Genomic DNA, 13,585 nt, shown 5'->3' with positions numbered 1-13,585 from the left:
TGACGAGCTATGTAAGATGATAGACCACACGCTTCTCAAGCCGTGGGTCGTGGAATCCGAGATCGTGAAGATCTGTGGTGAGGCGCGCGCCTTCCGTTTTGCCGCCGCCTGCGTCAACAGCTCCTGGGTCCACGTAGCCGCAAGGGAGCTGGAGGGGAGCGGCGTGAGCATTTGCGCGACGATCGGCTTCCCGCTCGGGGCGTGCTCAACCGCCGCCAAGGCCGCCGAAGCCGCCGAAGCCGTCGGTTCGGGTGCCGCGGAGCTCGACATGGTCATGAACATCGGCCTTCTCAAGGGCGGCGATTGCGCCGGTGTCGTGCGCGACATTGCGGCTGTGAATGACGCCGCGCGGGCCAGGGCGAGAGGGCTGGGGCGGGACGTCATCCTGAAGGTCATCATCGAAGCGTGTTATCTCACCGATGAGGAGAAAGTCGAGGCGTGCCGGCTGGCAGTGGAAGGTGGGGCGGAATTCGTCAAGACATCCACCGGTTTCGGTCCGTCGGGGGCCACGGTCGAGGACGTACGGTTGATGAGCCGCGCGGTGGGTGGGCGAGCACTCGTCAAGGCCGCCGGCGGGATACAGACGTTAGCCGAGGCAAAGGCCATGATCGAGGCGGGGGCCTCAAGAATCGGCACCAGCAGGGGCCCTCTGCTGGTCGACGAGATGAGCCGTCAGGCGTGAGATGACCGGAGTCAACAGATTCAGGAAGAACTCGATGAAGTATCCCACGCTCACGGCGAATATGAGCGTGCCTGCTCCCGGCGGGCTCCCAAGCGCGTAGCCCAGCATGACCAACGTGACCTCGATTGCGGTTTGCACGACCCATATCCTCTTCCCCGTCAACTTCACGATGCCCAGCATGAAGCCATCACGCGGCCCCGCGCCCACGCGAGTCCCGAGATACAGCCCCTCTCCGAGACCCTGGACCACGATCCCGCCGCAGAGCATCACGAGGCGCCCTGCCAACGTGGCGGGCGTGTCTAGAGGCAGAAACGCCGCCACGAGGTCCACGAATTGCCCTATGAGCAGCATGTTCAGCACGGTGCACAGGGTGGGCTTGACCCTGATGAGCAGGCCGAGCGCTATCACCACGAGCCCGACGTATGTAATCGTGCGCCCGAGCGGGATCCCCGTAGCGCCGGACACCCCGACGTGAAACACGTCCCACGGCCCGGGGCCGAGACCGGCCCTGACACTGAGGACGATTCCAACGGCGATAACGAAGAATCCCGCGATCATGACGGCATACCTGGCAAGTGTGCGACCCACGCTCGTTCCTCCACTTCCATCGACTGACGTCTCCAGGATACACGGCGGGGGCGCTGGTTTACAAGCGTATTTGCAGGTAGGACTTCGAACGAGTAACCTGACGAGCAACCTGGCACGGCTGCGAGGATACACCCCACCCCAGGTTGACGGCCGGAGGCCGCGTCGCTTCTCGAAGGGCGAATTGGAGAAACCCCGAGCTCCTGAAGTGCGCGGAGTTTTCCGGACACCAGGTGAAGATCATCGCCCTGCAGGACATCGTCCTTCGCCGCCCATAGCCCTTTCCGCCCACGAAACCTGGGCCGCAATGCCATCTGGGAGAGGGGTGGCCGGGCGAAATCCCAGCACTCTCTGCATGAGAGACGTGTCCGCCATCGTCGCATCGACGTCGCCGGGTTGCGGGGGCCCGTATTCCACTCGCAGGCGGCGTCGCGTGGCGGCGCCGACCAGATCGATGACGCGCTTCAGGGTCGCCGGACTCCCGGCGCCGGCGTTGAGCGCGAAGGCCACTCCTGCGGGGATCCGGTCGCTCGTCGCGGCCCGCACGGTTGCCTCCACGGCGTCGTCCACGTACGTGAAGTCCCTCACCTGATCCCCGCCGCCGAACAGCGTCACCGGCTCGCCCGAGAGGGCCGCCGCGATGAACCTCTGGATCCCCATGTCAGGCCGTTGCCGCGGCCCGTACACCGTGAAGTACCGCAGCATCACGACGCTGAGGCCGAATGCGTCGGCGTGAACCCGGCACAGGTGCTCGCAGCAGAGCTTCGTCACGCCGTAAGGGGAGGCGGGGCGCAACGGGTCGTCCTCGCGTGAGGCGCCACCCTGGGCGGAGCCGTACACCGACGACGATGACGCGAACACCATCCTGCGCGGGGGTGATGATAGGCTCGCGGCGGCGAGCAGCACGCGCTGGGTTCCGAGGATGTTGTTCCTGTCGTAGAGGGTGAAATCACGCCCCCAGCTTTCCCTGACGCCGGGGCGAGCCGCGAGGTGGAAGACGGCGTCACATCCGTCGAAATACGGCTCCAGGTCCATGCCTGTTACGTCGCCCTCGACGAAGGTGAACCGTCCTGTCTCACCAGCGCCGGCCGCGGCTGTGACCGCGTCGCGGACGTTGTTCTCCTTGAGCGGCCGGTGGTAATAAGGGTCGAACGAATCGATCCCCGTCACGCCCCACCCATCAGCCAGTAGCCGCCGGGCCAGTGTAGACCCTATAAACCCCGCTACGCCCGTCACAACGCACCTCGGCATCCGTCACCACACCTTTCGCGCGGGGCCAGCGCCGTCACGGTAGGGAGGGCCACTCGGCCGCGGGCACGCCGAATCGCTCACGGAAGACGGTTTTGAGCGAGGACGCCTTGGCGAGTTCGAGCCCGATCGCCTCAGCGAGTTTCCCCGACGATGTTGGCTTGCCCTTGAGGAATCTGTTCTTGGCGACGTCGTGGAAGGTGTGGGGGAAGAGAATGTCCGCGAAAGCCACCGCTTCCTGCGCAGGGCGGAGCGGGTTCACTCTCTGGAACCATGAGAAAACCTCATCCGCGTGGTCCTGGTCCCAGCGGCCGCAGCCGGCCGTCGTCTTGACTACGACCTTGCGGATGTCCCTCGCCGGAATGTCGAACGTCACGCCGTCCAGGTCCAGGATGTATATGTCACCGCCCCGGTCGATGCAGTTGCCCTCTCCGTAGTCCTGGTGGCAAATGCCGGGTCGCTTCTCGAACTCGCGGACCCATCCTGTGTAGTCAAACCGCTCCAGGAGGCGGGACGCGAACTCCGCCAGCGCAACCGCCCAGCCGGAGTTCTGTTCGAACAGGCGGCAAAACTGCTCCGTCGAGCCTCTCGCTGCAACCGACCACTCCCTGGACCGGTCGATTATGCTCCGGTACTGGTGAGGCCAACGGCCGAGCTTCGACGACACCTGGCAACCGGGTGGCGGGGCGTACCCGCGCGACCTGACGTGGAATTCCGCCAGGGCTTCCACGCCGCGCCTGAACTGGGCCGGATTGCTCCAGGACACCGGCCTCCCATGGATGAACTCGTAGAGGGCGAACACTTGCCCTCCGGCCATGACGTAATCCCCGCCCGCCCGCGATCTGATTACGGCGGGCACCCTGGCTCCCATCCTGTGCGCGTACCTCTGGGCCGCCGTCGTAAAAGCCACCTTCGCGGGAGCGTGGCGGAACTTCTTCAATACGTAGGTGTTCTTCCCCGAGGCTACCTTCCACAGCGCCTTCGGCCCACCCGACTGGATCGGGGTCAGGGTCAGGGAATCGCACCCCAACCCATAGTACCCCAGCGCCTCGGTTGCCAGGGATTCCAGGGCGGTTTCCGCTTCGTTTTCGACTGGTTTCATGTGCTTCATCCCCCGCGGTGAGTGCACCCGAGCGAATCGACGATCTCGTCAAACCGGGCGAGCACGGAGCCTTTCGCCTTCTCGAGCCTGACTATGTCTTTCAGGCGCTTCAGGAACTTGGACGGAGACCATTCGGACTCGCGCCGTTCGTAGTACTTGCTGACCACACCGTGGAACAGGTGGGGGAACGCGAGGTCTGTTTTCAGCGCCTCGTAGTCGTCGCGACCGAGGGGATTGACCGCGTGATATGAGACGAGCATCTCCCTGAGAAGCGACGCGTCCCACCCGCCCGACTTCTTCATCACCTTGTTCACTATCTTCCTGAGGTCCCTCGCCTCATGGTCCACTGTCACGGAATCCAGGTCGAAGATGTACAGGTCGTTCCCCGCGAGCGCAAGATTCCCGGCGGCGAAGTCCTGGTGGCAGATGTTGCACCCAGACGCCACCCTCTTGACGCACCGCTCGTACGCGGGGCCGTCCAGGCCGGACAGGGCGCGACGCGCCTGGTCGACCATTACGACCGACTCGCGGCTGACTATACTCGAGAATTCGGAGCCCCCCGGGGAGGCCTGCGCGGCGAAGCGCTCCAGGTCGGCGAGCCGTCCGGCGTACTCGTGCCGCCACGTGCCAAGGTGAGACCTCACGTAAGCGCCGTCCGGCGCCGCAAACCCCCTCGAGGCCCTGTGGAAACCGGCCAAGCCACGAATGATCGCCTCGAGTTCGCGCTTCACGAAATAGCTCGGCGTGCGGCCCCCGGCGGCCCGCGAGACGACGTAGCAGGCCCCGTCCAGTTCGGCGCAAAACTCACCGGCGCGGGTGGGCAGCATTTCCGGAATCCTCACTCCGCGCTCCTGCAGGTGACGTGCGACAGCGAGCACGAACCTCATCTGCCGCGGCGGGTTCGGGGACAACTTCATCACGAGGCGGCCGATGTCCGTGTCAAGCCACCACACCGACTTCTTCTCTTTCAAGTTTTCGACGGTGATGGATTCTACGGCGAACGGGTACAGCCTCAGCACCGGTTCAAGGCGTTCCGGGATGGACATGGCGGAATTCAGTACCTCCGGTTCGCCGGCCAACGCCGGCATACTCAAACCCCATTGCCCGCACGACGGCGGGGGACAGGGCGTTTCTCCCGTCAAACACGAAGTCGCCCTCCATCAGGCGCCTGACGAGGCCCCAATCGACCCAGCGAAACTCGTCCCACTCGGTAAGCAACGCCAGCGCGTGCGCGCCGCGGACTGCCTCATACGGGCTATCGCAGCACACGGCGCCCTCAATGCCGGGGACGGGGGTCTCGACTGCCGGGTCGTAGAACCTGACCGACGCCCCTGACTCCATAATGACCCGCGCGACGTCCACGGGCGGTGATTCCCTCGTATCGCCCGCGCCCGGCTTGAACGTCACTCCCCAGACCGCAACGATCCTGCCTTCGAGCCCGCCCAGCGCGCGCGCTATCCGTTCGACCGCCCTGGCGCGCTGCCTGGAGTTTCGCCTCTCTACCTGTTCGAGAATGTCCATTGCCACCCCGTGGTCCCTGCCGGCGGACACGAGAGCCTTCAGGTCCTTCGGGAGACACGGCCCCCCAAACCCGATCCCCGCCTGCATGAACGAGGCTCCGATGCGCGGGTCCGCGCCGGCCGCGGCCGCCACCCTGGTAACGTCCGCCCCGACGGCCTCGCACAACTCCGCGAATTCGTTAATGAACGATATCCTGGCGGCAAGGAAGGAGTTGGCGGCGTACTTGATCAGTTCCGCCTCGATGGGAGAGACGACAAACAACGGGCGCCCCAGCGACATATACAGCTCACATAACACCTGGGTAGAAACCGGGTCATCGGAGCCGATGACCACGCGGTCGGGGTGCAGGGCGTCACGGACGGCCGTTCCCTCCCTGAGGAACTCCGGGTTGGAGCAGATCCGCATCCCGTAGGACCCGTACCTGGCCGCCAACGATGAACACGTTCCCGGTGGCACAGTGCTCTTTGTCGCCACCACGAGCGCGCCTCGCCGTGGACCCGGCGCCCGCGCGATGCATTCGTATGCGTCTTTCACCTGGGACAGGTCCGCCGAACCGTCAGGGGACGAGGGAGTGCCGGCGCACACGAGCGCCACCTCGGCCCCCACGATGGCCTCTGCGGTGGATGTTGTGAAACGAAGCCTGCCGGCTCCGGCCGCCGACGACACCAGCCTGTCGAGGTCCGGCTCGTACAAGTGTATTTTCCCGTCGTTGAGCAGCCCCACGACGGAGGGGTCTCTGTCGGCGCAGTAGACGCGGTGCCCCATCCAGGCGAGGGCGGCGCCCGTCGTAAGCCCGACGTACCCGCACCCGATCACCGCCACGTTCATACGGTTATCCCCACCGCCGCGCGGCCTGGCCGTTTAGCCGGGGCCGCCCACCGGTACATCTCGTCGAGGTCGGCGGCCACCCGCTCCCAGCCGTACCAGCCCTCTGCGAGCTGTCGACCGGTCCGGCCCATCCTTTCCGCGTGGGCGGGGTTGCTGTAGAGGTAGGATACGTGGTGGGCGAACTCGCCGGGGTTCGTGTAGTCGTCTACTATGAGGCCGGCGCCCGTCCCGCGGATAATCTCAGCGTTCCCGCCCCTCGACGTGGTGATCACGGGCAACCCCGACGCCATGGCCTCGTATATGGTCCTCGATAGAGGCTCGGTCCATTGCGACGCGCAGACGAACGCGTCCGCCGCCGCGTAGTAGGCGGGCACCTCGGACGGCGGAACGAAACCCGTGAAAACTACGGATTTGCCCAGTTTGGCGGCCTCTCGGTCGAGGTAGCGCACATAGTCGTCGCTCGTATTTCCGCCGTACCACCTGCTGCCCACCACGACCAGCGCTATGCGGGGGTGGAGCCGGCGAATCTCGTGCATCGCCTTGAGCACGATGTGGGCGCCCTTCTTGTCGGTGAGCCTGCCGACGAACAGGAGGACCCAGGGGTCCTCCAGGCCGAGTCTCGACCTTACCTCACGCCGCCGGGCCGCCGCCTGCTCCGATTCCCACGCGGGCCGGTAAAGGAGAGTGTCTACCCCCGAATACACGACCCGGCATTTCGAGGCTGCCTCGGGATAGAGCGCCGTGATGGATCTCTTGATGAAGTCGCTCACGGTGGCTATCCCGCGTACCAGGGCGATGCAGTTCTCGGCGTCGGTGCGGCTTATCTTACCGCTGTTGAACATCTCGTTGTGCACGTTGAGCAGCCATGTTGATTCGGGCGACGCATGGTTGAGCGCCGGGACCCATTTCGGCCTGTTGAAAACGTGTACGATGTCGGACGGCGTGGACTCCAGCGCCCTCGCTATTTCGGAAAGGTATTCCGTAGTGCTGCCTGCGGGGAGGCGTACGAACTCGGCGTATGGCCCGGCCTCCCTGCCGGGAAGCGATGGGTCCTCGATCCCGAAAACCGTGAGGTCGTGCTTGTTCGAGAGGTACGGGAGCACCCCGTCTATATACAGCTGGATTGCCCCGCCCTTAACGGGCGGGACCGGCAGCTTCTCGGTGCAGACCAGCGCGACTTTCAACTACCTCACTCCATGGTCAGTGCCTTGGCGTGCCGACAAAAAGGGGCAGGGGAAACCCCTGCCTCAGTGCGTCACGGGTCCCTTCGGTTACTCTTCCGGTACCTTCGACCAGGACACCTTGATGGAGAGCTGGCCTTCCTCTTCATCCTCGTTGTACTTCACTTTGAAGGTAATCTCTGTGCCGTCCGGAACCGATACCGGCTGTGCCTGCACGGAGAGCGTGTTGCTGTTCACCTGTCCCACGAACGCCTTCAGGTATTGGATAAGGTCCGACTTACTCCCCACGTATTCATCGGTCCACTTCACGACTGGGCTCCTCCCTTCGCCTCCCGCGGTTAATCATATATATGCCGCCCGGCCCGAATATGTCGACACGTTGTGTAAATTCGCCGCCGAATTCAACCGTCATGGCTCGTGACCGTCACAGGTCGCTGCGTGTCGCTGTTTTCAGTCATCGTGGTCCGTACTCTTCGGTACCTCGTCGTCCCAGTCCAGCGGTGGCGGCGAGGGCTGCGGCGCCGGCCCGCGCGGGTTTGGCGGTGAACCCGTGGGCCTGGGTTTCGCGGACCCGCGTTCCACCGCGCGGTCCGAACTCACCGGCTCCAGGCCCGCCGGTGGCAACAGCGCGACCTTGAGTTTGGTCTCTCCGGTCAGCTCGGCGGCGAGGGTGGCATCGACTTCCACTTCCACGCTGTCTTTCACCGCGCTGATCGTGGCTGTGCCGCATTCCGGTTGTTTCACGACCCACACACGCACGGACAGGCCGTTATACTGCTCCCTGCCCATGGGCTTGACCGGGATCTCGACCGTGGCCGACACCACCTGCTTCGCGACTGCGGTGTCCTCGCCGCACATGTACCACACGTGCACGTTGAACTGTCCGTTGACCGACGCGACCACGTCACCCCCGGTGTTGTCTATGGACACGTCGCCCACGCGGAACTCGGTTGCGGTGGCGCCGAGCACTTTCTTGACGTCAGCCAGGTGTGGAAAGGTCACTACCCCGTGAGCCGTTCCCTCGCCCCGGCCGTAAACCGCCTTCGTAATGATCTCCTTGAAACTCTGTGTCGTGGCTCCCCCTACCCCGACGCCGCTCATATTACCCACCTTCCAGCGTCCTCCCAGTTGTGAAACCGGCCGCCCGAGCGGGCAGCGCTAGTCCGTTATAACCTGCACCGCCACTTTGGTTTCCGCGATAATCTCCGCCTGAACGTCGAAAACCACGACGACCTTGATCGTGCCCTCGTCCTCCGCCTCCGCCAGCGTGCACTCGGGAGGCCGTGTGAGCGCCACCCGCGCGCGTACCTCGTCGCCCGCAAGGGTACTCGTTATGGTAGTGGGCAACATCTCCGAGACCGTGACGCGGTCCCTCAACACCGCCGTGTCCAGATGGTCGTTGTAGGCATACCAGACGTTGATGTCAAAGGAGCCTGCTACCGGGACGTACATCTCGCCCCTCGTCGGCAGGGTCATTTCTTTCGGCTCCGGCAGCACTACCCGGGTGATCGAAGCGCCCAGCACTCTCGTCAGGACCTCGTTCTCCGGGAGCCTGAGCAACTTCATGTACTGGAACGACTTCTCCCCGAATCCACAGACGGCCTTGGTTATGATCTCGCGGGTCGTATACGGCCCGGACCTGCGCCCCATGATTTCCGCCAACCCGGTTCACCCCCTGAATCAGAAATAGGCGGCGAGACCCCTCGCTGTTACAACATAATATGAACCTCGGCCCGGCGTTGCGACTGCGCGGCCCCCCCCTCCCCCCCCAAACGAACGGGGGTTTGAGCGGCAGGTTGGTGATATAATGGGAAAAGGTATTTGTCAATTTCACAGAGGGGTGTGCCAGTGTCGAGGGAACGCACAATCACCGATTTCACCAGCGGAAGCATCATGCGGCACCTTCTGACCTTCTCGGCCCCGCTCTTCCTGGGCAACCTCCTGCAGGCGCTCTACAACACCGTTGACAGTATCTGGGTAGGCCGGTTTCTTGGAGCGGGCGCTCTCGGCGCGGTGTCCTTGAGTTTCCCGATCGTCTTCACGCTCATTTCGCTTGCCGTCGGGCTATCCATGGCCACGACTGTACTCGTGTCGCAGCATTTCGGCGCCGGCAACACGGCAATGGTCCGGCGTACGGTGTATACGTCGATAGCTTTCCTCGGGGTGCTTGGGGCGGTGACATCCGTGATCGGTGTCGTGGTGCACCGGCCGCTCCTGCGCCTCGTAAACACGCCGCCCGACGTGATGCCCATGGCGGCGGGCTACCTGTGGATCTACTCCGCGGGACTCACGTTCACGTTCCTCTACAACGTGCTGGGTGCGATTTACCGGGGCCTCGGGGATTCGCGGTCGCCTGTCGAGGTGCTCGCTTATGCGACGGTCCTCAACATGATACTCGATCCCCTCATGATATTCGGGGTGTTTCCGTTCCCGGAGATGAGGGTGGCCGGGGCCGCTTGGGCCACGGTAATTTCGCAGGCGTTCTCCGTCTACCTGTTGTTGAGGCGGCTCGGCAGGCTGGGGTATCCCGTCTCACTCAGTGGTGACCCGTGCGGCGACGGCTGGGTCATAGATCGCGGCATAATCAGGCTGATCCTCAGGATCGGGCTGCCGTCGGGCGCTCAGCAGACGCTGGTGGCCCTGAGCGCGATGGCTGTCATGGGGGTAGTCAACTCGTTCGGCTCGTCCGTGCTCGCGGCGTTCGGCGCCGGCACGCGGCTCGACCAGTTCGCCCTGATGCCGTCGATGTCGATCTCGCTCGCGGTGTCCACAATGGTCGGGCAGAACATCGGGGCCGGGCGGTTCGACAGGGTGGGAGAGACGGTGCGGGTCGCCAGCATCCTCGCGGCGTCCATCGCCGCCGCGGTCGCAGTCGTGGCGCTTATAAGGCCGACTCTCCTCCTCGCGCTTTTCACACAGGACCGGGAAGTGCTTACGGTCGGCAGCAACTACCTGAGGATAGTCGGAGCGAGCTACATACCATTCGCGTTGATGTTTGTGGCGAACGGTGCGCTGCGCGGGGCCGGCGACACCGTGCCGACGATGTTCAACAGCCTCGCGGCCCTGTGGCTGGTCAGGGTCCCGCTCGCCTGGGTGCTGTCGAGGCTTCCGTCCCTCGGCAGCTCGGGAATATGGCTATCTGTCGCCGCCGGCCAGGTCGTCGGTATGGTCCTGGCATGGTCTTACTACCTCAGGGGTGGTTGGAGGAAGAAGGCCATCGCTGTCAGACCGCGAGAACATGCTTCTCCGGCGGACCCAGAGTACTAGCAGCGTGGCGGACACGAAACCCCCGGAGGCTGCGGCGAAGCATCCGGCCCTTCCGCCCAGGAACCCCGATACAGCTCCCACGTAAAGCGCGCCCGCCGGGGCGGAACCCAGCAGCACAATGGAGTATATCCCCATCACGCGCCCCCGCAGGTGATCGGGGGTGTTGTATTGCAGCAGGCTGTTCGCGTGCGATACGAACGCTATCATCCACCAGCCGTAGACGGCCATGAGGCCCATGGCCGCAGGGAGCGAATTAGCGAACCCAATCGCGGTAAGCGTAAGTGGAGCCGCGAAAGCCCCCGCTATCATCATGGATGGCAGCGGTCCCCTGTGGCTCAGGTACGACATGATCAGCGCCGCAACCAGCGCTCCCGCCCCCAGTGCCGACATGAGCATGCCGTATCCGGACGCGCCCTCCCCGAGCACCTGCTTTGCGATTATCGGCGTGAGCACCTGGAAGTTGAACGCGAACACGCTCACCAGGAACAGTGCGGATATCGCGAACAGTGGGACCGGGCTGGAGGTTATGAATCGCACGCCCTCCAGGATGTCGTTTCGCAGGTCCTGAGCCCATCCCTTCCCCGTGTTTACCGTCGCGATTTCCGATGACCTCATTATCAGCAGCGCGAAGATGATCGCCAGGAAGCTAATCCCGTTGAAGAGGAAAGCGGTTGCCGCACCGTACGTTGCCAGCACAAGTCCCGCCAGGGCCGGACCCAGCGTCCGCGCCACGTTGAACATCGCTGAGTTGAGGGATATGGCGCTCATCAGGTCGTCGCGCCCCACGAGCTGGATCATCAAAGACTGCCTCGTGGGGACGTCGAACGCCGTCGCCGCACCCGTTATGAATGAAAGCACCGCCACGTGCCAGAACTCCACGCGTCCGAGGTAGGTCACGGCAGACAGGACGAACGCGCACACCATCATCACGGATTGGGCGACAACGAGGATCCGGCGCTTCGATACGTGGTCCGCGATGCATCCCGCGGGGAGCGACAGGATCACAACTGGTATATTCTGCAACGCGGTCTGCAGCCCGAGGAGGAATGCCGAATCGGTCAGCTCCAGGACGAGCCACGATTGGCCGACCACCTGCATCCACGTGCCGATGGTGGAAATGCACATCCCGAACCAGTAGAGCGTGTAGTCGCGGTGCTTGAACGCCGAAAAGGCGCTGGGTCTCTGTGCGGGTTGTGGGGATTCGTTCGACACCAATTGCTCGCTCGCCTCGGTACGGTCGGGCTCGAGCGGCCCGGCCCCATTTCGCCGGCCTCTGATAACCGGCTCTGGATTACCTATACTATTGGGCCGGAGTATCGTTTTCCTTCTGCGAGACCCCTATTTACAGGCGAAGCACTCAGCGCTATACTCGTAGTAGGATACCCTGGTATGGTATCAGGCCAACCGCGGGCCGGAGGGCCCCGGTGGCGCACACCGAACGGAGGGAACGAACATGTCGAGGACCTTGGAACTCGGGCTCCACAACTTCGAACAGGAGATCCTGCAGGGCGCAGGCGTCGCGCTCGTGGATTTCTGGGCGTCATGGTGTATGCCCTGCAGGATGATGGGTCCCACGGTCGATCAGGTGGCCGGGAAGTACGACGGCCAGGTGAAGGTGGGTAAGGTGAACGTCGACGAGCACCCCGCGCTCGCGAGGAAGTACGGGATAATGAGCATACCTACGCTGCTCATCTTCAAGGACGGGAAGCCTGTGTCGCAGATGGTCGGCGTGGTGTCGAAGCAGGAACTCGAGCGCAGAATTGACTCGTTGGCCCCGACGGCGTAACCGCCACAGACTGCTGGAATTGCGCCGCCGCCGGGCGCTGCCGGCAGCCGGCGGCACTGAGGAAGACCTACGTTATCCCCTCCAGGTCAAAGGCGGGGGTATATTCCTGGGTGGCCGACGAGGTCTCCTGGCAGTAGCCGTTTTCGAGGCCTAGCCTGAAGAACTCGTCGACCACCTCGTCGTACTCTTCCTGCGTGAGGGCGCGATCTACCCCGGGAAACTCCCTCGCGCGGTTCATCGGGGCGTACTGCGCCATCAGGCTCACGTAGACCCCGCGTGGCAGGTTGTCCGCGATCCATCTCAGCACCATCAGGGAGTCGCGGGTATGGCCGGGGATGACGAGGTGCCGGACGATCAGCCCGCGCCTGACGATCCCGTCCGCGTCGAACCGCGGCTCTCCGGCCTGCCTCAGCATCTCCGCTATCGCGGCGGTGGCCGCCTCGAAGTACCCGGGGGCGGATGAAAGTCGCACGGCCGGCCCGTCGTCGAAGTACTTGAAGTCCGGCAGGTAGACGTCAACCAGGCCGTCGAGGCGGCGAATGGCATCCACGCATTCGTAGCCGTTCGAGTTCCAGATCACCGTGACTTGATGCCGGCGCCGGATGCGGGAAAGCATCTCCGCGACCTGGGGGAGGAAGTGCGAGGGCGAGACGAGGTTGAGGTTGTGCGGATTCATGCTCAACAGCCGCGCGGCGATATCCCCGAGCCTGTCGACGCTGACCTCGATCCCCGCACCGCCCTGGCTGATGGGGTGGTTCTGGCAGAATACGCACCGCATGTTGCAGCCCGAGAAGAACACCGTGCCCGACCCCGCGGTCCCGCTTATGCACGGTTCCTCCCAGTGGTGAAGGCACGCCTTGGCCACGCGCGGGAGTTCGCCCTCCCCGCAGAATCCCACCTGCCCTTGCGTGCGGTCGACCCCGCAGCGTCTCGGGCACAACCTGCAAGATTTCAGCATGCCAGCGCTCAGCCGCGTAAGGTAAGACCCCCCAGGATGAAGTATGAGGCCGGCCTCAGTCCGCCACACTCAACATACAGTTGCGTATCCTTTCTCGCAGAGCCAGCGGACGTCGCTCATGACGACCCGGGGTCTTGACCGACTTCATGTGTGTTCCGGCCCAAACGATCTTGGAGTACACTTGGATCAAGACCTAATTGCATACTGACACACTTTCACCATGTGCGGCGCCCACTCTCATTGTACGATTCTAAGACTGCACGGGCAACCCAACTGCGCCGGGTCGTCCTACGCGGTCCTTTATGGGGGCTCAAATCCCAATGCTGATGCCAGCAAGGATGAATGTCAAGTCTCACACGGAATGAGAATGGGGGTACCTGATAGAAAGCGGGACAACCCGAGATTTTGAGGGTTTGAGCGGGACATA

At 63.8% G+C, this 13,585-nt stretch carries 13 protein-coding genes; 3 read left to right on the top strand and 10 right to left on the bottom strand.

What is annotated here, in order from left to right; translation table 11 throughout:
* Positions 1–16 precede the first annotated feature (16 nt).
* Positions 17–682 carry a deoxyribose-phosphate aldolase gene (deoC, locus tag HPY55_06755; protein NPV70331.1) on the top strand — a complete coding sequence of 222 codons (666 nt, stop codon included), beginning with the start codon at positions 17–19 and terminating at the stop codon, positions 680–682.
* On the opposite strand, the gene HPY55_06750 is transcribed toward deoC, so the two are convergent.
* The 9 genes from HPY55_06750 to cotE (HPY55_06710) all read right to left on the bottom strand — a co-directional run bounded on the left by HPY55_06750 (position 623) and on the right by cotE (HPY55_06710) (position 8,809).
* A complete protein-coding gene (locus HPY55_06750; protein NPV70330.1) occupies positions 623–1,270 on the bottom strand; it encodes a hypothetical protein in 648 nt (215 codons plus the stop codon). The two genes, deoC and HPY55_06750, sit on opposite strands and share 60 nt — an antisense overlap.
* Positions 1,271–1,507: 237 nt before the next feature.
* A complete protein-coding gene (locus HPY55_06745; GenBank protein ID NPV70329.1) occupies positions 1,508–2,518 on the bottom strand; it encodes an NAD-dependent epimerase/dehydratase family protein in 1,011 nt (336 codons plus the stop codon).
* Positions 2,519–2,552: 34 nt separating this feature from the next.
* The gene (locus tag HPY55_06740; protein NPV70328.1) at positions 2,553–3,617 is read right to left on the bottom strand and encodes a CotS family spore coat protein; all 1,065 of its coding nucleotides are present in this window, start codon (positions 3,615–3,617) and stop codon (positions 2,553–2,555) included.
* A gap of 5 nt (positions 3,618–3,622) precedes the next feature.
* Positions 3,623–4,705 carry a CotS family spore coat protein gene (locus HPY55_06735; GenBank protein NPV70327.1) on the bottom strand — a complete coding sequence of 361 codons (1,083 nt, stop codon included), beginning with the start codon at positions 4,703–4,705 and terminating at the stop codon, positions 3,623–3,625.
* Complete coding sequence (locus HPY55_06730; protein ID NPV70326.1) at positions 4,641–5,966, bottom strand: UDP-glucose/GDP-mannose dehydrogenase family protein; 1,326 nt, start codon at positions 5,964–5,966, stop codon at positions 4,641–4,643. The genes HPY55_06735 and HPY55_06730 overlap by 65 nt, the downstream gene beginning before the upstream one ends.
* Positions 5,963–7,150, bottom strand: coding sequence for a glycosyltransferase family 4 protein (locus HPY55_06725; GenBank protein NPV70325.1), 1,188 nt, complete (start codon positions 7,148–7,150; stop codon positions 5,963–5,965). Before HPY55_06725 ends, HPY55_06730 begins: the two co-directional genes overlap by 4 nt.
* An 87-nt stretch (positions 7,151–7,237) precedes the next feature.
* Entirely contained in the window at positions 7,238–7,456 is a 219-nt protein-coding gene (locus HPY55_06720; GenBank protein NPV70324.1) for an amphi-Trp domain-containing protein, read from the bottom strand.
* A gap of 141 nt (positions 7,457–7,597) precedes the next feature.
* The gene (cotE, locus tag HPY55_06715; protein ID NPV70323.1) at positions 7,598–8,257 is read right to left on the bottom strand and encodes an outer spore coat protein CotE; all 660 of its coding nucleotides are present in this window, start codon (positions 8,255–8,257) and stop codon (positions 7,598–7,600) included.
* A 48-nt stretch (positions 8,258–8,305) separates the two neighbouring features.
* Positions 8,306–8,809 (bottom strand): outer spore coat protein CotE, encoded by a 504-nt coding sequence (gene cotE / locus HPY55_06710; GenBank protein ID NPV70322.1) that lies wholly within the window; start codon positions 8,807–8,809, stop codon positions 8,306–8,308.
* A gap of 186 nt (positions 8,810–8,995) precedes the next feature.
* On the opposite strand from cotE (HPY55_06710), the gene HPY55_06705 reads away from it, so the two are divergent.
* Positions 8,996–10,414, top strand: coding sequence for an MATE family efflux transporter (locus tag HPY55_06705; protein NPV70321.1), 1,419 nt, complete (start codon positions 8,996–8,998; stop codon positions 10,412–10,414).
* Positions 10,415–11,867: 1,453 nt separating this feature from the next.
* Positions 11,868–12,200, top strand: coding sequence for a thioredoxin (trxA, locus tag HPY55_06700; protein NPV70320.1), 333 nt, complete (start codon positions 11,868–11,870; stop codon positions 12,198–12,200).
* A gap of 67 nt (positions 12,201–12,267) precedes the next feature.
* Here trxA and HPY55_06695 read toward each other — a convergent pair whose 3' ends face one another.
* On the bottom strand, positions 12,268–13,158 hold the full coding sequence (locus HPY55_06695; protein ID NPV70319.1) for a radical SAM protein: 891 nt from the start codon (positions 13,156–13,158) through the stop codon (positions 12,268–12,270).
* Positions 13,159–13,585: the final 427 nt, after the last annotated feature.

The organism is Bacillota bacterium (genome assembly GCA_013178305.1).
Classification (GTDB): domain Bacteria; phylum Bacillota; class Sulfobacillia; order JABLXB01; family JABLXB01; genus JABLXB01.
The sequence above is the reverse complement of the archived record's forward strand: the minus strand, read 5'-3'. Positions and strand labels throughout refer to the sequence as shown.